Annotated in this window: 24 protein-coding genes and 1 pseudogene; 11 read left to right on the top strand and 14 right to left on the bottom strand. The window is 66.8% G+C overall.

The features are described from left to right. Positions 1-134 precede the first annotated feature (134 nt). Together uvrA and ACE2AC_RS06465 are read left to right on the top strand one after the other, a co-directional pair. A complete protein-coding gene (gene uvrA, locus ACE2AC_RS06470) occupies positions 135-3,020 on the top strand; it encodes an excinuclease ABC subunit UvrA (protein ID WP_375691282.1) in 2,886 nt (961 codons plus the stop codon). A gap of 81 nt (positions 3,021-3,101) precedes the next feature. Continuing rightward, positions 3,102-3,359 carry a hypothetical protein gene (locus tag ACE2AC_RS06465; RefSeq protein WP_375691281.1) on the top strand — a complete coding sequence of 86 codons (258 nt, stop codon included), beginning with the start codon at positions 3,102-3,104 and terminating at the stop codon, positions 3,357-3,359. Positions 3,360-3,362: 3 nt separating this feature from the next. On the opposite strand, the gene ACE2AC_RS06460 is transcribed toward ACE2AC_RS06465, so the two are convergent. The 5 genes from ACE2AC_RS06460 to ACE2AC_RS06440 form a co-directional block, all read right to left on the bottom strand. Then, a complete protein-coding gene (locus ACE2AC_RS06460; RefSeq protein WP_375691280.1) occupies positions 3,363-3,722 on the bottom strand; it encodes a hypothetical protein in 360 nt (119 codons plus the stop codon). A 4-nt stretch (positions 3,723-3,726) separates the two neighbouring features. Further along, the gene (locus ACE2AC_RS06455) at positions 3,727-4,128 is read right to left on the bottom strand and encodes an excinuclease ABC subunit A (protein ID WP_375691279.1); all 402 of its coding nucleotides are present in this window, start codon (positions 4,126-4,128) and stop codon (positions 3,727-3,729) included. A gap of 88 nt (positions 4,129-4,216) precedes the next feature. Then, positions 4,217-5,089 carry a 3-hydroxyisobutyrate dehydrogenase gene (gene mmsB / locus ACE2AC_RS06450; RefSeq protein WP_375691278.1) on the bottom strand — a complete coding sequence of 291 codons (873 nt, stop codon included), beginning with the start codon at positions 5,087-5,089 and terminating at the stop codon, positions 4,217-4,219. A gap of 21 nt (positions 5,090-5,110) precedes the next feature. Next, positions 5,111-6,139 (bottom strand): enoyl-CoA hydratase/isomerase family protein, encoded by a 1,029-nt coding sequence (locus ACE2AC_RS06445; protein WP_375691277.1) that lies wholly within the window; start codon positions 6,137-6,139, stop codon positions 5,111-5,113. Beyond that, positions 6,136-7,278, bottom strand: coding sequence for an acyl-CoA dehydrogenase family protein (locus ACE2AC_RS06440; protein WP_375691276.1), 1,143 nt, complete (start codon positions 7,276-7,278; stop codon positions 6,136-6,138). The genes ACE2AC_RS06445 and ACE2AC_RS06440 overlap by 4 nt, the downstream gene beginning before the upstream one ends. A gap of 359 nt (positions 7,279-7,637) precedes the next feature. Between ACE2AC_RS06440 and ACE2AC_RS06435 the strand changes: the two genes are divergently transcribed. Both ACE2AC_RS06435 and ACE2AC_RS06430 read left to right on the top strand, forming a co-directional pair. Next, entirely contained in the window at positions 7,638-8,279 is a 642-nt protein-coding gene (locus ACE2AC_RS06435; protein ID WP_375691275.1) for a VPLPA-CTERM sorting domain-containing protein, read from the top strand. Between the two features lie 280 nt (positions 8,280-8,559). Next, a complete protein-coding gene (locus ACE2AC_RS06430; RefSeq protein ID WP_375691274.1) occupies positions 8,560-9,309 on the top strand; it encodes a VPLPA-CTERM sorting domain-containing protein in 750 nt (249 codons plus the stop codon). A 60-nt stretch (positions 9,310-9,369) separates the two neighbouring features. Here the strand turns inward: ACE2AC_RS06430 and ACE2AC_RS06425 are convergent, their stop codons facing one another. Continuing rightward, positions 9,370-9,750 (bottom strand): hypothetical protein, encoded by a 381-nt coding sequence (locus ACE2AC_RS06425; RefSeq protein ID WP_375691273.1) that lies wholly within the window; start codon positions 9,748-9,750, stop codon positions 9,370-9,372. 185 nt (positions 9,751-9,935) lie between these two features. On the opposite strand from ACE2AC_RS06425, the gene ACE2AC_RS06420 reads away from it, so the two are divergent. After that, entirely contained in the window at positions 9,936-10,286 is a 351-nt protein-coding gene (locus tag ACE2AC_RS06420; protein WP_375691272.1) for a YkgJ family cysteine cluster protein, read from the top strand. 38 nt (positions 10,287-10,324) lie between these two features. Here the strand turns inward: ACE2AC_RS06420 and ACE2AC_RS06415 are convergent, their stop codons facing one another. Beyond that, positions 10,325-11,824 (bottom strand): CoA-acylating methylmalonate-semialdehyde dehydrogenase, encoded by a 1,500-nt coding sequence (locus ACE2AC_RS06415; protein WP_375691271.1) that lies wholly within the window; start codon positions 11,822-11,824, stop codon positions 10,325-10,327. Between the two features lie 102 nt (positions 11,825-11,926). Between ACE2AC_RS06415 and ACE2AC_RS06410 the strand changes: the two genes are divergently transcribed. From ACE2AC_RS06410 to coaD, 3 genes are all read left to right on the top strand, one after another. After that, positions 11,927-12,817, top strand: a complete 891-nt coding sequence (locus ACE2AC_RS06410; RefSeq protein ID WP_375691270.1) for a LysR family transcriptional regulator — start codon at positions 11,927-11,929, stop codon at positions 12,815-12,817. A 71-nt stretch (positions 12,818-12,888) separates the two neighbouring features. Continuing rightward, a complete protein-coding gene (locus ACE2AC_RS06405) occupies positions 12,889-13,323 on the top strand; it encodes a CBS domain-containing protein (RefSeq protein WP_375691269.1) in 435 nt (144 codons plus the stop codon). 111 nt (positions 13,324-13,434) lie between these two features. After that, positions 13,435-13,932 (top strand): pantetheine-phosphate adenylyltransferase, encoded by a 498-nt coding sequence (gene coaD / locus ACE2AC_RS06400; RefSeq protein WP_375691268.1) that lies wholly within the window; start codon positions 13,435-13,437, stop codon positions 13,930-13,932. Between the two features lie 13 nt (positions 13,933-13,945). On the opposite strand, the gene ACE2AC_RS06395 is transcribed toward coaD, so the two are convergent. The 3 genes from ACE2AC_RS06395 to gap (ACE2AC_RS06385) all read right to left on the bottom strand — a co-directional run bounded on the left by ACE2AC_RS06395 (position 13,946) and on the right by gap (ACE2AC_RS06385) (position 16,203). Then, positions 13,946-14,899: an alpha/beta fold hydrolase gene (locus tag ACE2AC_RS06395; protein WP_375691267.1), complete on the bottom strand. Its 954-nt coding sequence runs from the start codon at positions 14,897-14,899 to the stop codon at positions 13,946-13,948. Between the two features lie 64 nt (positions 14,900-14,963). Beyond that, complete coding sequence (locus ACE2AC_RS06390) at positions 14,964-15,107, bottom strand: hypothetical protein (RefSeq protein ID WP_375691266.1); 144 nt, start codon at positions 15,105-15,107, stop codon at positions 14,964-14,966. Positions 15,108-15,198: 91 nt separating this feature from the next. Further along, positions 15,199-16,203, bottom strand: a complete 1,005-nt coding sequence (gap, locus tag ACE2AC_RS06385) for a type I glyceraldehyde-3-phosphate dehydrogenase (RefSeq protein ID WP_375691265.1) — start codon at positions 16,201-16,203, stop codon at positions 15,199-15,201. A 184-nt stretch (positions 16,204-16,387) separates the two neighbouring features. On the opposite strand from gap (ACE2AC_RS06385), the pseudogene ACE2AC_RS06380 reads away from it, so the two are divergent. Beyond that, a pseudogene (locus ACE2AC_RS06380) lies at positions 16,388-17,406 on the top strand (serine hydrolase domain-containing protein). 100 nt (positions 17,407-17,506) lie between these two features. Here the strand turns inward: ACE2AC_RS06380 and ACE2AC_RS06375 are convergent. After that, entirely contained in the window at positions 17,507-17,914 is a 408-nt protein-coding gene (locus ACE2AC_RS06375) for an Lrp/AsnC family transcriptional regulator (protein WP_375691264.1), read from the bottom strand. Between the two features lie 181 nt (positions 17,915-18,095). On the opposite strand from ACE2AC_RS06375, the gene ACE2AC_RS06370 reads away from it, so the two are divergent. After that, entirely contained in the window at positions 18,096-19,268 is a 1,173-nt protein-coding gene (locus tag ACE2AC_RS06370; RefSeq protein ID WP_375691263.1) for an MFS transporter, read from the top strand. Positions 19,269-19,387: 119 nt separating this feature from the next. On the opposite strand, the gene gap (ACE2AC_RS06365) is transcribed toward ACE2AC_RS06370, so the two are convergent. Beyond that, positions 19,388-20,392 carry a type I glyceraldehyde-3-phosphate dehydrogenase gene (gene gap, locus ACE2AC_RS06365; RefSeq protein WP_375691262.1) on the bottom strand — a complete coding sequence of 335 codons (1,005 nt, stop codon included), beginning with the start codon at positions 20,390-20,392 and terminating at the stop codon, positions 19,388-19,390. A gap of 336 nt (positions 20,393-20,728) precedes the next feature. On the opposite strand from gap (ACE2AC_RS06365), the gene ACE2AC_RS06360 reads away from it, so the two are divergent. Continuing rightward, positions 20,729-21,178 carry a hypothetical protein gene (locus ACE2AC_RS06360; RefSeq protein ID WP_375691261.1) on the top strand — a complete coding sequence of 150 codons (450 nt, stop codon included), beginning with the start codon at positions 20,729-20,731 and terminating at the stop codon, positions 21,176-21,178. Here the strand turns inward: ACE2AC_RS06360 and ACE2AC_RS06355 are convergent. Beyond that, the gene (locus tag ACE2AC_RS06355; RefSeq protein ID WP_375691260.1) at positions 21,171-22,115 is read right to left on the bottom strand and encodes a D-2-hydroxyacid dehydrogenase; all 945 of its coding nucleotides are present in this window, start codon (positions 22,113-22,115) and stop codon (positions 21,171-21,173) included. The two genes, ACE2AC_RS06360 and ACE2AC_RS06355, sit on opposite strands and share 8 nt — an antisense overlap. Positions 22,116-22,236: 121 nt before the next feature. Further along, positions 22,237-24,252 (bottom strand): transketolase, encoded by a 2,016-nt coding sequence (tkt, locus tag ACE2AC_RS06350; protein WP_375691259.1) that lies wholly within the window; start codon positions 24,250-24,252, stop codon positions 22,237-22,239. Positions 24,253-24,416 lie beyond the last annotated feature (164 nt).

Below are 24,416 nucleotides of genomic sequence, written 5' to 3'. Positions count from 1 at the left end.
GTTTCTGCATTGCCGCGTGAATCCGCCTGAAGGTCGGGCAGGGAGGACAAATGTTTTCCATTTGTTCTCATTTTCCTGTTGGATCGCCGGGCGGCTTCAACTATTTCTAAACCCATTGCGGATCCGGGGTGGTCATGGCTGAGCTCAAGCACATCGAAGTGCGCGGCGCGCGCGAGCATAATCTCAAGGATATCGACGTGGACATCCCCCGGGATGAGCTCGTCGTCATCACGGGGCTGTCCGGGTCGGGCAAGTCCTCGCTGGCGTTCGACACGATCTATGCCGAGGGGCAGAGACGCTATGTCGAAAGCCTGAGCGCCTATGCACGGCAGTTCCTCGACATGATGGAAAAGCCGGACGTGGACCACATCAGCGGCCTCTCCCCGGCGATTTCCATCGAGCAGAAGACGACCTCGAAGAACCCGCGCTCGACCGTCGGCACGGTCACCGAGATCTACGACTACCTGCGCCTGCTCTTCGCCCGCGCGGGCACGCCCTACAGCCCTGCGACCGGCCAGCCGATCGAGGCGCAGCAGGTGCAGGACATGGTCGACCGCGTGATGGCGATGGAGGAGGGGACGCGCGCCTACCTCCTCGCGCCGATCATCCGCGACCGGAAGGGCGAGTACCGCAAGGAATTCGCCGAGCTGCGCAAGCAGGGCTTCCAGCGGGTGAAGGTGAACGGCGAGTTCTACGAACTGGACGAACCGCCAACGCTCGACAAGAAGTTCCGCCATGACATCGACGTGGTGGTCGACCGGATCGTCGTGCGCGAAGGCATGGAGACGCGGCTGGCGGATTCGTTCCGCACCGCGCTCGACCTCGCCGCCGGGATCGCGGTGCTGGAAACCGCGCCGAAGGAGGGCGAGGGAGAGGTCGAGCGCATCACCTTCTCCGAGAATTTTGCCTGCCCGGTCAGCGGCTTCACCATCCCCGAGATCGAGCCGCGGCTGTTTTCGTTCAACGCGCCGCTCGGCGCCTGCCCGGAATGCGACGGGCTGGGGGTTGAGCTGTTCTTCGACGAACGCCTCGTGGTGCCGGACGCGGCGCTCAGGATCGCGGACGGAGCACTGGCGCCGTGGCGGAAGGGCAAGTCGCCCTACTTCCTGCAGACCATCGAGGCGATCGCCAAGCACTACGAATTCGACCCCCAGACGCGCTGGAAGGACCTGCCGGCCCATGTCCAGCAGGTGTTCCTGCACGGGTCCGGCGATGACGAGATCATGTTCCGCTATGACGAGGGTGGGCGCGTCTACCAGGTCAGCCGCAGCTTCGAGGGGGTGATCCCCAACATGGAGCGGCGCTACCGCGAGACCGACAGCGCCTGGGTGCGCGAGGAGTTCGAGCGGTACCAGAACAACCGTCCCTGCCATGCCTGCGGCGGGTATCGCCTGAAGGAAGAGGCGCTGGCGGTGAAGATCGGCCCGGCAAAGGACCGCGACAACCTGCTCCACATCGGCCAGGTGGTGCAGATGTCGATCCGCGAAGCGCTGGCCTGGATCGAGGCGGCGCCCGCCCACCTGAGCCAGCAGAAGAACGAGATCGCCCGCGCCATCCTCAAGGAAATCCGCGAGCGGCTGGGGTTCCTGAACAATGTCGGGCTGGAATACCTGACGCTGAGCCGGTCGAGCGGTACGCTCTCGGGCGGCGAAAGCCAGCGCATCCGGTTGGCGTCGCAGATCGGGTCGGGCCTGACCGGCGTGCTCTACGTGCTCGACGAACCCTCCATCGGGTTGCACCAGCGCGACAACGACCGGCTGATCGGCACGCTCAAGAACCTGCGCGACCAGGGAAATACCGTGATTGTCGTCGAACATGACGAGGACATGATCCGCCAGGCCGACTACGTCTTTGACATCGGTCCGGGGGCGGGCGTGCACGGCGGGCAGGTCGTGTCGCACGGCAAGCCCGAGGAGATTGCGGCGGACGCGGCCAGCCTGACCGGCCAGTACCTTGCCGGGACACGGGAGATTGCCGTGCCCGCCGAACGGCGCAAGGGCAACAAGAAGATGATCACCGTGGTCAAGGCCACCGGCAACAACCTGCAGGACGTCACCGTCGATTTCCCGCTGGGCAAGTTCGTCTGCGTGACCGGCGTGTCGGGTGGCGGCAAGTCCACCCTGACTATCGAGACGCTGTTCAAGACCGCCTCCATGCGGCTGAACGGTGCCCGGCAGACGCCCGCACCCTGCGAGACGATCAAGGGGCTGGAACACCTCGACAAGGTGATCGACATCGACCAGCGGCCGATCGGTCGGACACCGCGGTCGAACCCTGCGACCTACACCGGCGCCTTCACCCCGATCCGCGACTGGTTCGCGGGCCTTCCCGAGGCCAAGGCGCGGGGCTACAAGCCCGGGCGCTTCAGCTTCAACGTGAAGGGCGGCCGGTGCGAGGCCTGCCAGGGCGACGGCGTCATCAAGATCGAGATGCACTTCCTGCCCGACGTCTATGTCACCTGCGAAACCTGCCACGGCGCGCGCTACAACCGCGAGACGCTCGAGGTGAAGTTCAAGGGCAAGTCCATCGCCGACGTGCTCGACATGACGGTCGAGGACGCGCAGGAGTTCTTCCAGGCGGTGCCGTCGATCCGCGAGAAGATGGATGCGCTGGTCCGCGTGGGCCTAGGCTATGTCAAGGTCGGCCAGCAGGCGACGACGCTCTCTGGCGGTGAGGCGCAGCGGGTCAAGCTGTCGAAGGAACTGGCCAAGCGGTCCACGGGCCGCACGCTCTACATCCTCGACGAGCCAACGACCGGCCTGCATTTCGAGGACGTGCGCAAACTGCTCGAGGTGCTCCACGAACTGGTGGACCAGGGCAACACGGTAGTTGTGATCGAACACAACCTCGACGTCATCAAGACGGCGGATCACCTGATCGACATCGGCCCCGAAGGCGGCGACGGCGGCGGCCGGATCGTGGCCACCGGCACGCCGGACGAGGTGTCGGAGATCGAGGAAAGTCACACCGGCCGCTATCTCAAGCCGATGCTCAAGGGAGCCAAGGTCGCGGCGGAATGATGCCGCGGCCGATTTGCCCTGCGTGAACTTTCGGGGCCGTCCCGCGTTGTGATCCCGCATCACAGCAGGGGAGAGACCACCATGATCGGACATCTGGCGCGACGTATCGCCGTCGCCGTGATTGCCGGCGTGATCGTGCGGGAACTGTCGCTGGCCGCTGAACGTCGCCGGATGCGGCGGGGCAAGAGGCGGCTGGCGCTGCCCGCAGGTCCCAAGAACGCCTCAAAGGTGCGCGACGCCGGCCCCGGACAGATGCGCAACCCGCCCAAGGACTGGGATCGGGTGGACGAGGCCAACGACGAAAGCTTTCCGGCCAGCGACCCGCCCGGCGGGTACTGAGGATCAGTCGACCCGGCCCACGACGGTGCGGGTGAAAAGGTCGGCGCGGTAAATCTCTCCATCCACATCGAAGTAGGTCCAGCCGTTCTCGGGCGGCGGCAGGCCGTGGCGGGCGCGGTTGAAGAGGATGGTGTATTCGTCCGGCAGGATGTCGCCCGGTGCGAACCCGGGGGCCGTCGGCTGTGACGCCGGCCCAGCCTCGACGAACCGTGCGCCGGTCGCGTCGCCGGATTGCGCGGCGGCCTGACCGGCCGCGCTGTCCGGAACGACGCACCGTGCCTGGCCGACCTGGATGCGGCATTCCGCCTGCGCTGCGCTGGCGCTTGCCACGATGATCGATAGGGCGGTTAGGGCGCTGCGCATCCGGTCAGCCGCCGAGGATCGCGCTGACCAGCCCGACAAGGGCCATCAACTCGCGCGTCTCGCGGTCCACCCGAATAACGTAGCCGTTGTCGCGGTAGTAGGTGCCATAGGGATCAAGGCCATAGCGGCCCGGATCGCGGATCAGCACCAGCCGGTCGACGTCGACCACGCGGTCGCCGACGCGGTAGCGATAGCTGTAGTCGCGATCCCGGTCGTGATCGCGGTCGCCATGCCACTGCTTCTTGGCCAGGCCGGGGGGCGTGCAGCCGTTGTGCTTCTTGGCCAGGCCCGGCGGGCAGCCGTTCTGCGCCACGACATGGCCATTGCCGTGACCGTGGTTCTTGGGGCCGGCGAGGGCCGGCGTGGCGGCAAGGGCCAGCGCGGTGATCAGGAAAATCGGTCGCATCATCGTCTCCTATAGCGGCCCGTAGGCCAATACTTGGTACGATAACGATACGCGACCGCACAGGGTTCCCGTCGATCCCGTGAACAGTTTATCCGCGGCTGCGCTTTTCGAACCGCGGCAGCATGGCGCTGAAGTCGCGGCCCGACCCATCCTCGCCCTCGACGAAAGTCTCGTAGAGCCGGGTCGCGGCCAGCCCGATCGGCGTGTCGGCATCGGCGCTTTCGGCCGCCTGCATGGCGAGCCGCAGGTCCTTGAGCATCAGGTCGGCGGCAAATCCGGGCTTGTAGCCGTTGTCGGCCGGGCTTTGCGGTCCGACGCCAGGGGCGGGGCAATAGGCGTTCATCGACCAGGAGTAGCCAGAGGAGGTCGAGACGACATCGAACATCGCCTGCCGGTCGAGCCCCAGCTTGTCGGCCAGGGCAAACGCCTCGCAGGTCACGATCATCGTCGCGCCGAGGATCATGTTGTTGCAGATCTTGGCGGCCTGCCCGTTCCCCGAGGGGCCGCAGTGCACCGCCTTCTGACCCATGATCTCGAAGAGCGGGGCGGCCTTGGCAAATGCGCCCTCGGCTCCGCCGACCATGAAGGTCAGGGTGCCGCCCTGCGCACCGCCGACCCCGCCCGAGACCGGGGCGTCGAGGGGCAGGAGGCCGGCGGCCTCTGCGTCCTTCGCCACCGCGCGGGCACTGTCCACGTCCACCGTCGAACAGTCGAGGAACACGCTGCCCGCCGTCATGGCGGGAATGATCTCGGCCGCCACGGCGCGCAGGATCTTGCCGTTCGGCAGCATGGTGATGACCACGTCCTGCCCGCGTGCGGCCTCGGCCGCGGTGGCGGCGGCGGTCACGCCCTCGACGCTTACCTGCGCGGTGTCGAACCCGGTCACCGCATGCCCGGCCCGGGCAAGGTTGGCGGCCATCGGGCCGCCCATGTTGCCAAGGCCGATAAATCCGATCTTCATCTCATTCCTCCCGTTCCGACCTCAGAAGGTCAGTTCCTGTTCCAGCGGGGCGATCATCGCGGACGCCTCGGCTTCGAGGGCGCCCAGCCCATGTTTCCACTTGGGGGTCCTGTCCCGGTCCACCAGCTGCGCGCGGATGCCTTCCAGGAAATCGCCCCCGGTCATGGATCGCGCGGTAAAGCGGTACTCGAGCTGCAGCGCCTCGCGGATGCCGGCGGCGCTGCGGCGCAGCTCGGCCAGCATCAGCAGCGTCGCGGCCATCGAGATCGGCGAATTACGCCGGATCGCGGCAAGGGTCGCGTCGGCGAAATCGCCGTCCTCCGCCTCGAGCGCCGCGATGATGGCGGGCAGAACCGGCGTGGCGAAGATGCGGTCGATCCGGTTCTGTTCGGCCGCGAGGCGGGCGGCCGGGGCGGTTTCGGTCGCGGCGGTGATGCGCGACAGGTCGCCGGTCTCGACCAGCGCGGACTTGAGCGCATCCCATCCGCCTTCGGGCAGGTAGTGATCGGCAAATCCCGCGCGGATCGCGTCGGGCGCGTCCATCCGGTCGGTGGTGAGCGCGAGGTATTCGCCCAGTCGTCCCGGTGCCCGCGCCAGCAGGAGCGATCCGCCCACGTCCGGGATCAGGCCGATGCCGCATTCGGGCATCGCCATCCGCGTGGTTTCACCGACAACCCGGTGCGAGGCGTGGCAGCCGATGCCGACACCGCCGCCCATGACGAAGCCCTGCATGAAGGCGACGATGGGCTTGCCGTACTCGGCCATGCGCGCGTTCATGCGGTATTCGTCGCGCCAGAAGGTGCGGGCATAGTCCAGGTCGCCCGCGATCCCGCGGTCGTAGAGGCCACGCACATCCCCTCCGGCGCAAAAGGCCTTTTCGCCCTCTGCATCCAGCAGAACCAGCGCAACCGCGTCGTCCGAGGCCCAGTCGATCAGCGCACGGTCGATCGCCATCGCCATGTCGTAGCTCAGCGCGTTCAGCGCCTTGGGGCGGGTGAGGGTGATACGTCCGGCCTTGCCCTCGCGCCGGATGTGGATGTCGTCGCTCATCGCGCGGCCAGCAGGTGGCGGGCTGTGATGACGCGCATGATCTCGTTTGTGCCTTCGAGGATCTCGTGCACGCGCAGGTCGCGGACCAGCTTTTCGATCCCGTAGTCGGCCAGGTAGCCGTAACCGCCGTGCAATTGCAGGCACTGGTTCACGATGCGCGATCCGGCCTCGGTCACGAACTTCTTGGCCATGGCGCAGAACTTGGTCGCATCGGGGGCGCCGGTGTCGAGTTTCCACGCCGCCTGCCGCAGGAAGGTGCGCGCGGCCTGCAACTCGATCTCCATGTCGGCGAGGCGGAACTGCAGCGCCTGGAACTGGTCGATGCTCTGCCCGAAGGCCTTGCGCTCGCCCATGTAGTCCAGCGTCATGTTCAGCGCGGTCTGCGCGGCGCCGATCGAGCAGGCCGAGATGTTGAGACGCCCGCCGTCGAGGCCCATCATCGCATAAGTGAAACCTTTGCCTTCATTTCCGACCAAATTTGCCTCGGAAATGTCACAATTGTCGAACTGCACCTGGCGGGTCGGTTGGCTGCGCCAGCCCATCTTGTCCTCGAGACCGCCGAACGACAGCCCCTCGGCACCGTCCTCGACGTAGAACGTGGACACGCCCTTGGGCCCGTCCTCACCGGTGCGGGCCATCACGACGTAGGCGTCGGAATACCCCCCGCCCGAGATGAAGGCCTTGGTCCCGTTCAGCCGGTAGCCGCTGTTGGTCCGCTCCGCCCGGGTCTTGAGCGCCGCGGCGTCAGAGCCGCTGCCCGGTTCGGTCAGGCAGTAGGACAGCACGGTCTCGAGCGTCAGGATCTTCGGCATCACCCGCGCGCGCAACTCGTCGCTCGCAAAGCTGTCGAGCATCTTGGCGCACATGTTGTGGATCGACAGGAAGGCCGCGACCGAGGGGCAGGCCATCGACAGCGCCTCGAACACCAGCGTGGCATCGAGCCGGGTCAGGCCGGCGCCGCCGTTCTCTTCTGAGACGTAGAGCCCGCCGAACCCCAGTTCCCCTACACGCGGCCACAGATCCTTGGGGATCGTGCCCGCGGCTTCCCATGCCCGCGCATGGGGCGCGATCTGTTCCTGCCCGAAGGCGTGGGCCATGTCGAAGATGGCCTGCTGTTCTTCTGTCAGCGCGAAATCCACTGGCTCCTCCCGCGTGGGTCCTCGGGGCCATCCTAGGCCTGCGTTTTGCGGGCTGGAAGGGGGAAGGGGGCAAAAGCGTTTTGCGGAAATGCATGCGGCGGCGGGGTGCGCTAACCCTGAGTGATTCTGTTGGTGTTTCCAGTTTGGTTTTGACTGTTTCCAGGTCGTAAACTGACACAAGAAATCCGGCCCAGTTCCAGACTGTTTTTGTCAACGGTGACAATTCAGGGTTGTCCAGACCTACACCTTTTGGCTGATGCGTATCGCCAAGGTTGTAACCATTTGGTGTGCCAAATTCTTGCCATATTGTGGTCTCGAAGCGCGGTGTTCCCCCGCGCGGACATTTTGAGGACCCACGAATGAAATACTTTGGTACTTTCTCTGCGGCGGCCCTCGTGGCAGGCCTGATGGGTGCAACGCCCGCCAGCGCCCTGACCACGTTCACGGCCTCCGACAACTTCGGCACAGACCCGGTTGAAGTGGTTATCGCGATCGATCAGATGGGCGACGAGGTGCAGTTCACGCTGACCATCGACTCCAGCTCGACCGGCAACATCGGTGACCTGCGCGCCTTCTACTTCGACTTCTCGAGCTTCTCGGCGGCCGAAAGCTATTACGCGACCGGAGCGGCCATCACCGACACGGGCACGACCACGTCCAATGTCGGTGGCGGCGGTAACGTCAATCCGCGCGGGCCGTTCGACTTCGCTGTCGAGATCGGCACTTCGGGCATCGGGAGCGACGACTATCAGATGGTTTCGTTCCTGTTCGGCGTGACCGGCGGAACGATCCTCGAGTCGGATTTCTTCGCCGAGTCCGTTGCAGTCCGCACGACCTCGGTCGGTGCGCCTGGCAGCGCGCGTGGTGGTTCGTCCAAGACTGGCGGCACTGTTCCGACCCCGCCGAACGAACCGCCGATGGTTCCGCTGCCGGCCGGTGGCCTGCTCCTGCTGAGCGCGCTTGGCGGTGCGATGGTGATGAAGCGGCGCAAGAAGGCCTGAGCGCCTTCGACACGACAATCCGGAAACGGCGGCCTTCTGGCCGCCGTTTTCATTTGGGGCTGACGGTCGCGACCTGCCGAAATGGGGCGCAAATACGGCATCATTGTGGAGCCAATGCGTTTCCGGCTTCGCGACAGTCATGCTAAGCATCTGTAAAATATAGCATAATTATACGGCACACTTTCCGGTGGTCCGGTGTGGCCCCGTTGCAATCGGGCGCAACTGTGGCAAGAGAGGCGAAAGACTTGAGAAACGTTTTACGGCTCTGACGGAGACACAAATGACTTTCAAACGCACGATCGCGGCCGCTGCCGTGACGCTTGCTGCGGCCTCCTCGGGCCAGGCGGCGACCACCGAGACCTTCGACTTCTTCTGGACGGCCGGCAACGGCTCCTGGACCTCGCTGCTGAGCCAGACCAAGAACGGCCTGACGCTCGACGTGACCGGGACCACCGCCACCGAAAGCCACGCGCTGACCGGCGACACGGCCTATGTCCAGCACTGGAAGAACCACGGGCTTGGCGTGAATTCGCACTTCCTTGACAGCCACCAGGTGGACTCGATCTTCCTGAACGACGTCGCGCAATTCTCGTTCAGCATGGACGGCGTCGCGCAGGACGTGAAGATCACCGGCATCGGCTTCAGCTACGTCGATGCGGGCGACATGTTCGACCTCTACGTCGGCGGCCTCTACGATGGCACTTCGGCGATCGGGTCGAGCTTCTACGAATGGCTGGACCTCGACACCGACTATGCCTCGACCTTCGGGATCGGCGCGGCGGAGTACAACTACTTCACCGGCGATTGCGACGACAAGCGTTCGTCCCGCTCGGGCGGTGACAAGGACAAGTCGAAGAAGAAGAAGGACGAGTGCAAGGAAAAGACCTTCTACTCGGGCTTCAAGATCAAGTACCTGACGGTGGAGTACGACGTGCCGCCGCCGTCCGAGGTACCGCTGCCGGCCGGTGGCCTGCTGCTGCTGAGCGCGCTTGGCGGTGCCGGCCTGATGCGCCGCCGCAAGGTGGCCTGAGGCCCGGGCAACCGGAACAAGTTTGCAGGGGGCGGTCCGCAGGGGCCGCGCCTTGGCCTTTCAGGCCTCTTCGTCGATGAAGCGCGCCACGGTGTCCTGCGGCAGGCCCAGGATATGCAGCGCCTCGGCCTCGTCCCGGACGACGCGGTGGACCATCCCCTCGACGCCGTCCCAGCTTTTCAGGATCAGCCGCGACAGCTTCAGCGCCTCTTCGCCCGGGGCGATGTAGACGGTGAGCGTCTCGACCTCGGTCGGGCGGAAGACATCGGCCTTCTTGGCATGGACCTTGAGCAGGGCGAGGTAGTCCTTGTCGAAGCCCGTCACCTCGGTCAGGTCGATCAGCTGGCGCAGGCCGGGGCGGAAGTTCGGGTCGGACTGGAACGCCTCGAGCGCCGGGGCGCTGTCGGCGACGTGGATGAAGCCGGTGAACCGGACATACACGAGACCTCGACGGGGAAATATGCGGAAAGACAGGGACATGAATACCCCGATCCAAATACGTTGCCGTCCGTTGCGCAACCCCTTTCCGTCATCCCGGGCGCGGTGTAGAGCCAACGCCGGCGCATCGCCGTCGGTCATGTAGCCGCCGGCCGGCGCCTGCGGAGTTCCCGATCTTGAATTCACCCGTGCCGGAGTGTCTCTCCTGCGGTGCCTGCTGTTTCGGCGGGCACGATCGTTATATCCAGCTGTTCGACGATGACCTGGCCCGCGGCCTGCCCGAGGCGGCGCTGCATCGTGTGGACGGGCAGGTCTACATGGCCATGCGGAATGGTCACTGCGCGCAACTTGTCGCGCTGCCCGGCGGGGCGCTGGCCTGTGGCGTCTACGCGGCGCGGCCGACCGCCTGCCGGGCGTTCCGGGCGGGCAGTTTCGAATGCGGCCGGGCGCGTCATCACCGGATGGCCGAGGCCGACGCGCTGCGCCTGCCGGAACCCGCGAACGACGACCTGCCGCCCGAGATCGCGCAGCCGGCCTGAAAGCGAAGAGGGCGCCGCTGGGGCGCCCTCTCGACCTGTCAGTCCATCGCCTTGAAGTGGAACTCTCCACCTTCCTTCAGGCCCGAGGGCCAGCGGGCGGTCACCGTCTTCGTACGGGTGTAGAACTTGAAGCTGTCGGTGCCATGCTGGTTGAGGTCGCCGAACATCGATTTCTTCCAGCCGCCAAAGCTGTGATAGGCCAGCGGCACCGGGATCGGGACGTTCACGCCGACCATGCCGATGTTGATGCGGCTGGCGAAATCGCGCGCGGTGTCGCCGTCACGGGTGAAGATCGCGGTGCCGTTGCCGTATTCGTGGTCCATGGCGAGGCTCAGCGCCTCTTCGTAGCTCTGGGCGCGGACGGTCGAAAGGACGGGGCCGAAGATCTCGGTCTTGTAGATGTCCATGTCCTTGGTGACCTTGTCGAAGAGGTGCGGGCCGACGAAGAAGCCGTCCTCGTAGCCCTGGAGCGAGAAGTTGCGCCCGTCGACCACCAGTTCGGCGCCCTGGTCCACGCCGGATTGCACCAGCCGCAGGATGTTCTCCTGCGCGGCCTTGGTCACCACCGGGCCGTAATCCACGTCCTTGCCGGCGGTGTAGGGGCCGACCTTCAGCTTCTCGATGCGGGGCACCAGTTTTTCGATCAGGCGGTCGGCGGTCTCGTCACCCACGGGGACGGCGACCGAGATCGCCATGCAGCGTTCGCCCGCCGCGCCGTAGCCCGCACCGACCAGCGCATCGGCTGCCTGGTCCATGTCGGCGTCCGGCATGACGATCATGTGGTTCTTGGCACCGCCGAAGCACTGCACGCGCTTGCCCGCCGCGCACCCGCGGGAATAGATGTATTCCGCGATCGGGGTGGAGCCGACGAAGCCGATCGACTGGATCACCGGGTGGTCGAGAAGGGCATCGACCGCCTCCTTGTCGCCGTTGACGACCTGCAGGACGCCCTTGGGCAGCCCGGCTTCCTCGGCCAGTTCGGCCAGCATCAGCGGCACGGACGGGTCACGTTCCGACGGCTTGAGGATGAAGGCGTTGCCGCAGGCCAGTGCCGGGGCGAACATCCACATCGGGATCATGGCGGGGAAGTTGAAGGGCGTGATGCCCGCGCAGACGCCAAGCGGCTGGCGCATGGAGTACATGTCGATGCCCGGGCCCGCGCCATCGGTGTATTCACCCTTCAGCAGGTGCGGGGCGCCGATGCAGAATTCGACCACTTCGAGGCCGCGCTGCACGTCGCCGGCCGCATCCGGCAGGGTCTTGCCGTGTTCGCGGCTGAGCGCCTCGGCCAGCTTGTCCATGTCGCGGTTCAGCAGGTCCACGAACTTCATCAGCACGCGCGCCCGGCGCTGCGGGTTGGTCGCGGCCCATTCGACCTGCGCTTGTGCCGCGATCTCGACGGCGGTGGCGACCTCGTCCGCGCTGGCGAGCGGCACCTTGGCCTGCACTTCGCCGGTGGCGGGGTTCATGACGTCGGCAAAGCGGCCGGATTTGCCCGTCACATGGGCGCCGTCGATGTAGTGGCTGAGTTCCTGCATGGCATCCTCCATTCGGTTGGCGGCATCCTAGGCTTGCGTTTTCCGGGCTGGAAGGGGAAAGGTCTCAAACGTGCTTTGCGAATTTGCAAAGGGAGGTGCCAGATGCAGTGGGATGACCTGAAGATTTTCCTTGCCGTCACGCGGGAGGAGAGCCTGTCGGGCGCGGGCAAACGGCTGCTGGTCGATCCGGCCACCGCGGGACGCCGCATCGCCCGGCTCGAGGAGCAGCTGGGGGCCACGCTTTTTGCCAAGTCGCCGCAGGGCTACGCCCCGACCGAGGCGGGGCAGCGCCTGCTGCGCCACGCGGAGTTGGCCGAACAGGCGATCCTTGCTGCGGAAGAAGAGATCCGGGGGCAGGCCGGGCAGTTGTCGGGCCAGATCCGGCTGGGCGCGCCGGACGGGGTGGCGAACTTCCTGCTACCGCAGGTCTGCAGCCGCATCGTCGCCGAGAACCCTGACCTAGAGGTGCAGATCGTCGCGCTGCCGCGGCTCTTCAACCTGACCCGGCGCGAGGCGGACCTTGCCATCACCGTGTCACCTCCGACCGCGGGGCGGCTGACGGTGCAAAAGATCAGCGACTACCACCTGCACCTCGCCGCCTCGGACCGCTACCTTGCCGATGCTCCGCCGATCAGGGCGCTGGCGGACCTGCGCGGCCACCGGATGATCGGCTACATCCCCGACATGATCTTCGACAAGGAACTCGACTATCTCGGAGAGCTCGGGATCGACCGTGTCTCGCTCGCCTCGAACTCGGTCTCGGTGCAGTTCAACTGGATCCGGCAGGGCGGGGGGCTGGGCATCGTCCACGACTTCGCTCTGCCCTCGGCCGACGGGGTCCGAAAGGTCCTGCCGGAGGCCTTTGCCCTGACGCGGACGTTCTACCTCGTGCGGCATGCAGACGACACACGTCTTGAGCGAATGAACCGCTTTTCCAGCGCCCTGACAGAGGGGTTGCGGCGCGAAATCGCGAGACTCGAGGGTTCGACTTGACAGATTGTCGCAGGTGAGTGAGCCTGACATCTCCGGTTGGAGGAGGCCGGAAGCCGAAGGGAGGCATCACCATGCTCGTCCAGCAGATTCTCAGCTCCAAGGGTAGCGCCGCGGTCGTCACCACGACCCCGGAGACGTCGATCACCGATATCACGCGCCTCTTGTCCGAGCACAGGATCGGCGGGGTGGTGGTGTCTTCCGACGGTTCCACGGTCGAGGGCATCCTGTCGGAACGCGACATCGTCCGCGCTTTGTCGACCAAGGGTCCCAGCTGCCTCGACGATCGGGCCGATGCGCTGATGACGCCGAACCCGGTCTGCTGCAAGCGCGGCGACACCACCCACTCCGTGCTCGAACGCATGACCGAGGGGCGGTTCCGCCACATGCCGGTGGTCGAGGACGGCCAACTGATCGGCATCGTCACCATCGGCGACGTGGTCAAGGCACGCCTCAGCGAGCTGTCGATGGAAAAGACCGCGCTTGAGGACATGATCACCGGGCGCTGACACCCGCGGCCATACGGCCCTGTCTGCCCATGTGAAGCCGGTTCGGCCCCCCTTGCATTCCCGAACGTAATATTGTTGCGTGCCGCGGAACCTGAACCTGCGGAGATTGCCATGCGCGTCGGCCTCTACCCCGGAACTTTCGATCCCATCACCCATGGCCATATCGACATCATCCGCCGTGGTGCGGCCCTGGTCGACCGGCTGGTGATCGGCGTCGCGATCAACCGCGACAAGGGACCGCTCTTCAGCCTCGAAGAGCGGGTCGAGATGATCGAGGCCGAAGTCGGCAAGCTGAGCGAAGAGACCGGGACCGAGATCGTCGCCCATCCGTTCGAGAACCTGCTGATCCACTGTGCCCACGATGTCGGCGCCCAGATCATCGTCCGTGGCCTGCGCGCCGTGGCGGATTTCGAGTATGAATACCAGATGGTTGGCATGAACCGCGTCCTCGACAAGCGGGTCGAGACGGTGTTCCTCATGGCCGAGGCCAAGCACCAGGCGATCGCCTCGAAGCTGGTCAAGGAAATCGCCCGCCTTGATGGCGACGTGACCCACTTCGTCACCCCCGCCGTGCGCGAACGCCTGATGGCCAAGCTCGGCAAGGACTGAGGCGCGGGTCGCCTCAGGGCATTGACAGCATCGCCTTGCGGATGAAGGCCGCGCAGCGGACGGGCTGCGTGACCGGGATCATGTGCCCACCCTCGATCAGCTCGAGCGCGATCTGCGGATGCCGCGCGACGAGGTCAGACCCGTGGTACTCGGGGTCGAGGATCCGGTCGCCGGTGCCGTAGAGTATGCGCACCGGCACCCGCAGCTTGGCATATTGGCGGGCCATCGCCGGCAGGTCGTCGCCCGACTGGACGAAGTCACGGCTGGTCTCGATGAAATGGCGTGGCCGCAGCGACAGCAGGCCGCCGCCCTTCACGATGTAGCCCGGTGGCACGTCCTCGGGGCCAAAGATCAGCTCGCGCACCGGCTCGGGCCGGCGGATCATGGTCGGGACGGCAAAGGTCCAGCCGATGAAGCGGCGCATCAGGTCCGACCGGATCGCGACGCCGTCAAAGGCCTCGGAGATGTGGTCCACCGGCAGGGTCAGCGGGGCCAGGAGGGCAAGGCCGCGCATCGGGATCTTGCCGCGCAGCGCCATCGCCAGCGCGATCGCGCCACCCAGCGAATGGCCGACGATCAGCGGCCGGTCGAGCTTGAGCGTGGTGACGATCTCTTCCATCAGAGCGGCCTGCGCCGTCACGTTGGTCGGCGTCGGGTAGCGGCGTTCGGAATAGCCCATGCCGGGGCGGTCGATCACCGTCACGCGGTAGTCTCGCGCCAGTTCGTCCACCAGCCCGCAGTCGAAGTTGCCCATCTGCCCGCCAAGGCCGTGGATCATGAAGATGTCCGGACCCTGGCCACAGGTCAGGTAGTGCAGCCGCCCGACCGAGGTGTCGATGAAGGCGCCCCGTGGCGGGACCGCCCGTTCGACCTGGAATTTCTTGATCAGCGTGTAGATGAACAGGCCCAGCAGGCCGAGGGCGATGACCCCCAGCACGCTGAAGATGGCGATGAGAACGGCGTTCATGCCGGGCGGGGCTCCTCGTCTTGCGCCGGGGCCGCACCTCCTGCGCGAACCCGGTCCTCCTCCGTTACCGCCAGAATGCCATCCACTCAACCAGATCGGCAAATTTCTTCGCCAGAAACAGTGTGTTGGCCCAATCGAACAGCAATGCATCCAGCCCGATCAGCGCGGCCAGCGTCAGGCCAATCACGAGGGCGATCTGGTTCGTCATGCCGGTCCCGGTTGCGGTATCCCTATCGGCTATGCCCGAGCGTGGGGCACGGATCAAGCGCGCCGTGTGCGGCTGCCGCAGCGGCAGCGCCTCACCGGATCAGCCGCCCCATCGCCGCCGCCACGTCGGCCATCCGGTTCGAGAATCCCCATTCGTTGTCGTACCAGGCCAGGACCCGGACAAAGCCGCCGTCGAGCATACGGGTCTGGTCGGTCGCAAAGGTGGCCGAGTTTGCCACGTGGTTCAGGTCGACCGAGACGAGCTTGTCCTCGGTAACGCCCAGCACGCCCTTCAACGGCCCGGCGGCTGCGGCGCGCATCACGTCGTTCACCTCTTCGACCGTGGTGGGGCGGGCGGCGTCGAAGGTCACGTCGATGCACGAGACGTTCGGCGTCGGTACCCGGATCGCCACCCCGTCGAGCTTCCCGGCGAGGTCCGGCAGCACCAGTTCCACCGCCCGCGTGGCGCCGGTCGAGGTCGGGATCATCGAAAGCGCCGCCGCGCGGGCGCGGTAGAGGTCCTTGTGCCCGGTGTCGAGCGTCGGCTGGTCGCCGGTGTAGGAATGAACCGTGGTCATGAAACCCCGGGTGACGCCGATAGCCTCGTGCAGAACCTTGAGCACCGGGGCGAGGCAGTTGGTGGTGCACGACGCGTTCGAGACGACAAGGTCTTCGGACGTCAGCGCGCCCTCGTTCACGCCGAAGACCACCGTGCGGTCCGCCCCCTTGGCCGGGGCCGAGACCAGCACCCGGGCCGAGCCGTTCTCGAGGTGGCGCGCCGCCGCCTCGCGATCGGTGAAAAAGCCGGTGCATTCCAGCGCGATATCGACGTCCTTCCAGGGCAGGGCGGCGGGATCGCGCTCGGCGGTCACCCGGATCGGGCCGCGGCCCAAATCGATCGTGTCGCCCGCCACCGTCACCTCGCCGGGGAAGCGGCCGTGCACGCTGTCGTAGCGCAGCAGGTGCGCGTTGGTCTCGACCGGCTGCAGGTCGTTGATCGCGACAACCTCGACGTCGTCGCGGCCGCTCTCGGCGATGGCGCGCAACACGTTGCGGCCGATGCGGCCAAACCCGTTGATGGCAAGAGTGGTGGTCATGGCAGGGTCCTTCCGGTCCTGGCGCGGCACCGCGATCCGGCTTGGGCGCGGCCCGTGTCCCTTCGGTTAGCGCTAACATATCCGGCCCGCGGATTTGGTCAAGGCGGTGGCACACAAGCGGATGTGAACGCCCGCGACGCCGCCCCGCGTTGCCTTCGCCCCGGGGCGCGGCATCCTGCGGATCATGAGCACACGCAACCTCACCCGCCGCGACACCCTGATTGGCACCGCCGCCGCCCTCGTCACCCTGTCCGCGCCGCGGCTCAGCGCCCAGTCCACTGGCTGGGACGCCGTGGCCGAGGCGGCGGGCCAGCAGGCGCAGATGCATGCCATCCTTGTCGCGCGGGACGGCGAGACGGTGCTGGAACGCGCCTTCCGCGGCCCCGGCCTCGACCGGGTGGCGAATGTGAAATCGGTGTCGAAATCGCTGGTCGCGCTGCTGACCGGGATTGCCATCGACCGCGGTGCGGTGCCGGGGATCGACGCAACCCTGGCCACGGTCGCCCCGGCGCTGATCCCGCGCGGCGCCGATCCGCGGGTCGCGGACCTAACGCTCGAGGACCTCGTTACCATGCGCGCGGGGCTCGACCGGACCTCGGGCCCGAACTACGGCGCCTGGGTGTCGAGCGGCAACTGGGTGGCCGACGCCCTGTCGCGTGATTTCGTGGCTGAGCCCGGCGGGCGGATGCTCTATTCCACCGGCAGCTTCCACGTCCTCGGCGCGATCCTGTCCGAGGCGACGGGCCGGTCGCTCCTGGCGCTTGCCCGCGACTGGCTGGGCGCGCCCCTCGGCATCGACATCCCGCCATGGACCCGTGATCCGCAGGGCCGCTACATGGGCGGGAACGAGATGGCGATGAGCCCGCGCGCGATGCTGCGCATCGCCGAAATGGTGCGACAGGACGGTCGCTGGAACGACCGCCAGGTGATCGCGGCCGACTGGCTCAGGGCCAGCTTCGTGCCGCGCGCGCGGTCGCCGTGGTCGGGGCTCGACTATGGGTACGGCTGGTTCCTGGGGGGCAGGAGGCTGACCGCTACGCGCTGGCGCGGGGCTACGGTGGCCAGGTCATCTGCGTCATGCCGGGCCGCGGCCTCAGCATCGCGATCACCTCGGACCCGAACCAGCCCGCGCGCTCCGCCGGCTACTTCGGCAGCCTGATGGGCCTCATCGAAGGCCCCGTCCGTGAGGCGGCGGCGTCCTGACGTCCGCCGTCATCGTTTCATAAGTGCTTCGGGAGAGACGGGGGAGCGCCCCAGCCGCACCGCCTGACCGGTGCCTCGCGATCCCCGGCCGCCGCGCGCCTCAATCCGGCGCAGGCCCACGCTCGAGAAAGGTCGAGAGCGTGATGTAGCTCCGGACCGAGCGCACGCCTTCGAGGCTCTGGATTTCCATCAGGAAGCGCTCGAGCCCCTCGGTATCGACCGCGCGCACCTTGATCAGCACGCAGCCGTCGCCCGCGACGGTGTGAAGCTCCTCGACCTCGGCCCGGTCCGCGAACCGCAGCAGGTTGCGCGTCGCGCTGTAGCTGCTGGTGTCCACGACAAGGAAGGTCAGCAGCGTCCGGCCCAGCTTGCAGCCGTCGAGAACCGCAACCGTCCCCTTGATCACCCCGTCACGCTTCAGCCGCTTGACCCGGTCGTGCACCGCGGGGGCCGAAAGGTTCACGATCTTGCTCAGCTCGGCATAACTGCGCGACGCGTCCTCGGCCAAAGCACCTAATATCCTTCGGTCGATCCGGTCCAGGTCGGCCGGATGATGACGCGTCTGCCGAACCACATCTGTTTCTTTCTCGATCTCGGCCATATCGGGTTTATCTCCGAACTCCATGTCTCATATGGGCGGTGTAGCCGAACATCGTTCGGCGCGAAACACCTCTATTGGAGACCTCCGCATGCCAGCCGCCCTCTTCGCGCTGGCGATCGGCGCATTCGGTATCGGACTGACCGAATTCGTCGTCGCCGGCATCCTGCCACAGATCGCCCTGGACTTCGGCATCGACATCCCGACCGCGGGGCTGATGGCCACCACCTATGCGCTTGGCGTCTTCGTCGGCGCGCCGATCCTGACCGTCCTCGGCGCGCGGGTGCCGCGCAAGACCATGCTGATCGCGCTCGCGCTGGTCTTCACCCTCGGAAATGTCGTCACCGCGCTCGCGCCGACCTTCCCGATCGCGCTGGCGGGCCGCATCCTCACGGCGTTCAACCACGGGACCTTCTTCGGCCTGGGGTCGATCATCGCCGCCTCGCTGGTGGTAAGGGACCGGCAGGCCAGCGCCATCGCCTTCATGTTCTCGGGGCTGACGCTGGCCAATCTCTTTGGTGTACCCGCGGGGACGTGGCTGGCGCAGACCTACGATTGGCGGCTGGTGTTCTGGCTGATCGCCGGGATCGGCCTAGTCACGGTGACAAGCATCGTGCTGCTCGTGCCGAGGGTCGCGGCGGGCAAGGCCATCGCGCTCAGGGCCGAACTGCGCGCCTTCGTCGATCCGCAGGTGGTTCTGGCCATGGGCATCACGGTCTTCGGACCGGCGGCGTTCTTCACTTCGATCACCTACATCGCGCCGATGATGGTCGAAGAGGCCGGGGTCTCGGATGCCGGTGTCGCCCGCCTGATGGTGCTCTTCGGCCTCGGGCTGGCGGTCGGCAACTGGATCGGCGGGCGCTTCGCCGACCGGTCGCTGTTCGGGACACTTTTCGTCACCCTTGCCGCACAGGCGGCGGTTCTGCTGGTCTTCTGGCTCGGTGTCGGCAACTGGGCCATCGCCGCGGCCTCGGTGTTTCTGATGGCGGCCTTCGGTTTCGCGACCGTCTCGCCCATCCAGAAGCTGGTGATGGACCGCGCGAGCCGCGCGGGCGCGCCGACCATGGCTGCCTCGGTCAACATCGGGATGTTCAACCTCGGCAATGCCATCGGGGCCTGGGTCGGGGGTGCGACGATCGCTGCCGGGTTCGGGCTGGCCTCGCCGAACTGGGCCGGGGCGCTCCTGTCGCTGGTCGCGCTCGGCCTCGCCGTGATCGCCTGGCTCACGCGCGAAGGGGAGATCTCGGCGGTCGCGGCGGAGTGACGGGGCGGGGCACGCGCTTCTGTCCGTGATTCCGAAAGCAAAAGGCTTGCCACCTGTCGGGGTGGCAAGCCTTCGTGTTTGGGCAACGTGGTGCGTGTCCTCTCGGGCACCGCCCGCGATCAGTGGATCAGGCGGCCCATGGCGGCGGCAACGTCGGCCATCCGGCAGGAGAAGCCCCATTCGTTGTCGTACCAGGCCAGTACGCGGACCAGCCGCTTGCCAGTGACCTTGGTCTGGTCGGGGGCAAAGATCGACGACTGTTCGGTGTGGCAGAAATCGACTGAGACCTTGGGCTCCGGGTCATAGGCCATGACCGCACCCATGTGACCGGCGACGGCCTCGCGCACGACCTCGTTCACGTCCTCGGCGGTCACGTCCTTCATGGCGACAAAGGTCAGGTCCACGGCCGAGACGTTGGGCGTCGGCACCCGGATGGCGGACCCGTCGAGGCGACCCTTCATCTCGGGCAGCACCTCGCCCAGGGCCTTGGCGGCGCCGGTCGAGGTCGGGATCATCGACATCGCGGCGGCGCGAGCGCGGTAGAGGTCGGAATGGCGGCGGTCCAGCGTCGGCTGGTCGCCGGTGTAGCTGTGGATCGTGGTCATGATGCCGCTGTCGATGCCGATGCCTTCGTGCAGCACCTTGGCGAGCGGGGCCAGGCAGTTGGTGGTGCAGGACCCGTTCGAGATCATCGTGTCGGTCGATTCCAACGCGCGGTGGTTCACGCCGTAGACGATGGTCTTCTGCACGTTCTTGGCGGGGGCCGAGATCAGCACCTTCTTGGCGCCGCGTTCCAGGTGCACCTTGGCCTTTTCGCCGTCGTTGAACTTGCCCGTGCATTCCAGCACGACATCGACGCCGGACCAGTCGAGTTCGTCCGGGTTGTAGGTCGAGAAGACCTCCATCGGGCCGCGGCCGAGGTCCATGGTGTTGCCCTCGGTCTTGACGGTGCCGCCGAACCGGCCGTGCACGCTGTCGTAGCGGAGCAGGTGCGCGTTGGTCTCGATCGGGCCGGTGGCGTTCATCTTGACGACCTGCACGTCGTTGCGCCCGCTCTCGGCGATGTGGGCGAGGGTGCAGCGGCCAATGCGGCCAAATCCGTTGATGCCAATCGTGACGGTCATGGGGGCAGCTCCAGAAAGGGATTTTGCGGCTCTCATGCCGCAGATTGCCCCAAAGATAAAGGGCGATAAGCGTCGAATATCAATGTGTTAGCGTTAACGAGCGGATCGTCGTGCCATGGTGGCGCTAACCCTGTCGATGGGGTGGCGTCAATAAAGGCTAATCCGGCCGATTGGCGCTTAACCCGATCTTCAGAACTGCTTCATCCGCATTTAACGGGATTCGCCGATCGTCGCGCAGGGCACCAGGTTGGGGACCGCCGGACACGGCACAGGGCGCCTTGTGGGGATCATGGACACGCGGCCGGGCCGTTCCCGGCCCCACGGGGCAGATCTGTCATGTTGAGGTACCTTGTCGCCGCATGGTTCGTGGCGCTGTGCCTTGCGTGCGGCGCCGGAACCGCGGCCACTGTCGACCCCCTGCAGGATCCGGCCCCGGCGACCGTCTTCGCAACGGCCATCACGCCTGCGTCGTTCGATCCGCCAGTCGCGGCAGGGCCGACGGGGCTGGGCCGGCCCATGCCGCTGGTGCAGCCCTTCATCGTCGAATGCCATGCCTGCCTGCTGGCCCGCCGCATGCCCCGCCGTGCGGGCGATGCGTCGATGTCCGTGGCGGTGGTCTGGCTGTCGTTCGCCACGCTCATCGCGCTCGCGATCCTGCCGGCCATGGCGCGCGACGACGGCGCCGCGCGGCAACAGTTTCACCGGCCCGGCGCGACCCGGGCCTTTGCCCGGGCCGGCGCCCCGGGGGCCGAGCGGCCGGGGGCGCGGGCCGGCGCTGTCACCTGACGCGGTTCTTGAGCCCGGCGGCGCCCGTGTCTGCCCAGGCCCGCAGGTTGCCCGCCACGATCGGCGCGGCCTGCTGCGGGTAGCGGTCCGACAGCCCGCCGATATGCGGGGTGACGATGACGTTCTCCATCGCCCAGAACGGGCTTTCCTCGGGCAGCGGCTCGGTGACGAAGACGTCGAGCCCTGCGCCCGCGATGGTGCCGTCGGTCAGCGCGGCGGCCAGCGCATCCTCGTCGACCACCGGGCCGCGGCCCATCGAGATCAGGTAGCCGTCCGGGCCAAGCGCCTTGAGCACCTCGGCGTTGACGATGCCGCGGCTGCGTTCGGTGAGGGGCGACAGGATGCAGAGGAAATCGGCCTCTGCCGCCGCCTTGGCGAGGTCGGCGTAGGGATAGATGCGGCTCACGCCCGGCATCTCGGTCCGCCCGTCGGACACGCCGGTCACGGTCAGCCCGAAGGGCAGGGCGCGGGCGGTCAGCGCCTCGGAGATCGCGCCGAGGCCGAGGATGCAGAGCGTCTTGCCCTCCATCGTGGTCACGTTCGTCCGCTTCCACTGGTGCGCCGCCTGGTTTTCGAGCGTCAGGCGCAGCTTGCGGGGCAGGGCGAGCATCATCATGATCGCCAGTTCCGACATCTGCGGACCGTGCGCGCCGGACAGCGAGGTGAGGGCGATGTCCTCGGACAGCCCCTCGACCCGCTGGATGTGATCGGTCCCGGCCGACAGCGCCTGGATCCACTTGAGGCCCGGCATGGCCTTGAGCACGTCGGACGTCAGGGCTGCGCCCATGGTGACCAGCACCTCGATCCCCTCGGCCTGTGCGATCGCGCTCTCGGCATCGACGGCGGTCAGGATCTCGGCCTCGGGTGCGATGGCGCGGATCGCGTCGGCGAAGCTGTCGGCGTTCGGGGCGAAGAGCAGGGTCTTGGGAAGCGACATGGGTGGGGTCCTCTGGATTGGTCGCGGCCATCCTAGGCCCGCGTCCGGCAGGGTCCAGAGCCGCCGATGCAACAGCGCAAATGAAAAGGCCGGACCTTGCGGCCCGGCCTGTTTTTCCGTCTCAGAGCAGAGACTTGACCTTGTCGGCCACCGCCTGTGGTGTGATCCCGAAATGCTCGTAGAGCACCTCGGCCGGGGCGGAGGCGCCGAAACCGTCCATGCCGACGAAACCGGCCTTGGCCTCGCGCCCGCGTTCGCCGGAGAGCCAGCGGTCCCAGCCCATGCGCACGCCGGCCTCGACCGCGACGCGAACCGCGCCACCCGGCAGCACGCGCTTGCGGTAGGCTTCGTCCTGCGCCTCGAACAGCTCCCAGCAGGGCATGGAGACGACGCGGGTGCCGATGCCCTCGGCCTGCAGCAGGTCACGCGCGGCCAGCGCGATCTCGACCTCGGAGCCGGTGGCCAGCAGGATCGCCTGCCGCTTGCCCTCGGCCTCGGCCAGGACATAGGCACCCTGGGCGACGAGGTTCTTGGTCTTGTGGTCCTTGCGCACGGTCGGCACGTTCTGGCGCGTCAGCGACAGGACCGACGGCGTGCCTTGCTGGGTCAGCGCGATTTCCCAGGCCTCGGCGGTTTCGACCGTGTCGGCGGGGCGGAAGACCAGCATGTTCGGCGTCGAGCGCAGCATCGACAGGTGTTCGACCGGCTGGTGGGTCGGGCCGTCTTCGCCCAGGCCGATGGAGTCGTGGGTCATCACGTAGACCACCGGCTGCTTCATCAGGGCCGACAGGCGCATCGCCGGGCGGGCGTAGTCGGTGAAGCACATGAAGGTGCCTGAGTAGGGCCGGATGCCGCCGTGCAGCGCCATGCCGTTCATCGCCGAGGCCATGCCGTGTTCCCGGATGCCCCAGTGCACGAAGCGGCCGTCGCGGTTGTCGACGTCGAAGACGCTGATGTCGCCCGTCTTGGTGTTGTTCGACCCGGTCAGGTCGGCCGAGCCGCCCACCGTCTCGGTCATCACGGGGTTCACCACCTCGAGCACCATTTCCGAGCTCTTGCGGGTCGCCACCTTGGGCTGGCTCTCGCTGACCTGCTTTTTCAGCGCGCGGATGACCGAGGCGAGCTTGGCCGGGGCCTCGCCCGCCATGACGCGGTTGATCTCGCCCTGCTTGCGGTCGGACAGGGCCGAGAACGCCTCTTCCCAGGCGAAACGCGCCTCGGCGCCGCGACGGCCGGCGTCCTCCCAGCTCGACTTGATGTCGGCGGGGATCTCGAAGGCGGGGGCGGTCCAGCCGTAGGCGGCCTTGGCATCTTCGATCAGCTTGGGATCGGTCAGCGCGCCGTGGCCCTTGGAGGTGTCCTGCGCCGAGGAACCGATGGCGATATGCGTCTTGGCCGCGATCATCGAGGGCTGGTCCGATTTCTTCGCCGCCGTCAGCGCGGCGTCGATCGCCTCGGGGTCGTGGCCGTCGATTTCCTGCACGTGCCAGCCTGCGCTTTCAAAGCGCTTCACCTGGTCGGTCGCATCGGCGAGCGAGACTTTGCCGTCGATGGTGATGTCGTTGTCGTCCCAGACCACGATCAACTTGGACAGTTGGTGCCGGCCGGCGAGCGTGATCGCCTCCTGGCTGACACCTTCCATCAGGCAGCCGTCACCGGCGAAGACATAGGTGTTGTGGTCAAAGACCTTCTTGCCGTAGCGCGCGCGCAGCATCTCTTCGGCCATGGCGAACCCGACCGAGTTGGCGATGCCCTGGCCGAGCGGGCCGGTCGTCGTCTCGATCCCCTGCGCCAGGAAGTTCTCGGGGTGGCCGGCGGTGCGGGAGCCGAGCTGGCGGAAGTTCTTGATTTCCTCGATCGGGAACTGCTCGTACCCGGTCAGGTGCAGCAGGGAATAAAGCAGCATCGAGCCGTGGCCGTTCGACAGGATGAAGCGGTCGCGGTCGATCCAGTTCGGCGCCGCGGCGTCGAACTTGAGGTGCTTGGTGAACAGGACCGTGGCGATGTCGGCCATCCCCATCGGCGCGCCGGAGTGGCCCGAATTGGCGGCGGCGACGGCGTCGAGCGTTAGCACGCGGATGGCGGCGGCCATGTTCCAGTGTTCGGGGTGGGCGTTGCGCAGGGCGGCGATGTCCATGAGGCGCGTTCCTTGAGAGAAATGTGGCAGCGGCAGATGGGGCGCTCTTACCAGCCGGGGGCGGAAGATCAAGTGCGTGCGCCGGAACCGGCCCGGGATTCCCCGGTTCCGGTGCGTCCGGCGGGGCCATTGGGAATGGCGAAACCATTGGGTAGACTGGGACT

The sequence above is a fragment of the Pseudooceanicola sp. LIPI14-2-Ac024 genome (genome assembly GCF_042188925.1).
GTDB lineage: Bacteria > Pseudomonadota > Alphaproteobacteria > Rhodobacterales > Rhodobacteraceae > Pseudooceanicola.
This window is presented reverse-complemented; position numbering and strand designations above follow the sequence as displayed.

Bases quoted from the DNA above. Each gene is read 5' to 3' on its own strand.
- ACE2AC_RS06370 (WP_375691263.1), top strand. From the start codon at position 18,096: ATGCCAGCCGCCCTCTTCGCGCTGGCGATCGGCGCATTCGGTATCGGA.
- tkt (WP_375691259.1), bottom strand. From the start codon at position 24,252: ATGGACATCGCCGCCCTGCGCAACGCCCACCCCGAACACTGGAACATG.
- ACE2AC_RS06355 (WP_375691260.1), bottom strand. From the start codon at position 22,115: ATGTCGCTTCCCAAGACCCTGCTCTTCGCCCCGAACGCCGACAGCTTC.
- ACE2AC_RS06430 (WP_375691274.1), top strand. From the start codon at position 8,560: ATGACTTTCAAACGCACGATCGCGGCCGCTGCCGTGACGCTTGCTGCG.
- mmsB (WP_375691278.1), bottom strand. From the start codon at position 5,089: ATGAAGATCGGATTTATCGGCCTTGGCAACATGGGCGGCCCGATGGCC.
- gap (WP_375691262.1), bottom strand. From the start codon at position 20,392: ATGACCGTCACGATTGGCATCAACGGATTTGGCCGCATTGGCCGCTGC.
- ACE2AC_RS06405 (WP_375691269.1), top strand. From the start codon at position 12,889: ATGCTCGTCCAGCAGATTCTCAGCTCCAAGGGTAGCGCCGCGGTCGTC.
- ACE2AC_RS06455 (WP_375691279.1), bottom strand. From the start codon at position 4,128: ATGCGACCGATTTTCCTGATCACCGCGCTGGCCCTTGCCGCCACGCCG.
- ACE2AC_RS06390 (WP_375691266.1), bottom strand. From the start codon at position 15,107: ATGACGAACCAGATCGCCCTCGTGATTGGCCTGACGCTGGCCGCGCTG.
- ACE2AC_RS06395 (WP_375691267.1), bottom strand. From the start codon at position 14,899: ATGAACGCCGTTCTCATCGCCATCTTCAGCGTGCTGGGGGTCATCGCC.
- coaD (WP_375691268.1), top strand. From the start codon at position 13,435: ATGCGCGTCGGCCTCTACCCCGGAACTTTCGATCCCATCACCCATGGC.
- ACE2AC_RS06465 (WP_375691281.1), top strand. From the start codon at position 3,102: ATGATCGGACATCTGGCGCGACGTATCGCCGTCGCCGTGATTGCCGGC.
- gap (WP_375691265.1), bottom strand. From the start codon at position 16,203: ATGACCACCACTCTTGCCATCAACGGGTTTGGCCGCATCGGCCGCAAC.
- ACE2AC_RS06435 (WP_375691275.1), top strand. From the start codon at position 7,638: ATGAAATACTTTGGTACTTTCTCTGCGGCGGCCCTCGTGGCAGGCCTG.
- ACE2AC_RS06460 (WP_375691280.1), bottom strand. From the start codon at position 3,722: ATGCGCAGCGCCCTAACCGCCCTATCGATCATCGTGGCAAGCGCCAGC.
- ACE2AC_RS06410 (WP_375691270.1), top strand. From the start codon at position 11,927: ATGCAGTGGGATGACCTGAAGATTTTCCTTGCCGTCACGCGGGAGGAG.
- ACE2AC_RS06445 (WP_375691277.1), bottom strand. From the start codon at position 6,139: ATGAGCGACGACATCCACATCCGGCGCGAGGGCAAGGCCGGACGTATC.
- uvrA (WP_375691282.1), top strand. From the start codon at position 135: ATGGCTGAGCTCAAGCACATCGAAGTGCGCGGCGCGCGCGAGCATAAT.
- ACE2AC_RS06415 (WP_375691271.1), bottom strand. From the start codon at position 11,824: ATGCAGGAACTCAGCCACTACATCGACGGCGCCCATGTGACGGGCAAA.
- ACE2AC_RS06360 (WP_375691261.1), top strand. From the start codon at position 20,729: ATGTTGAGGTACCTTGTCGCCGCATGGTTCGTGGCGCTGTGCCTTGCG.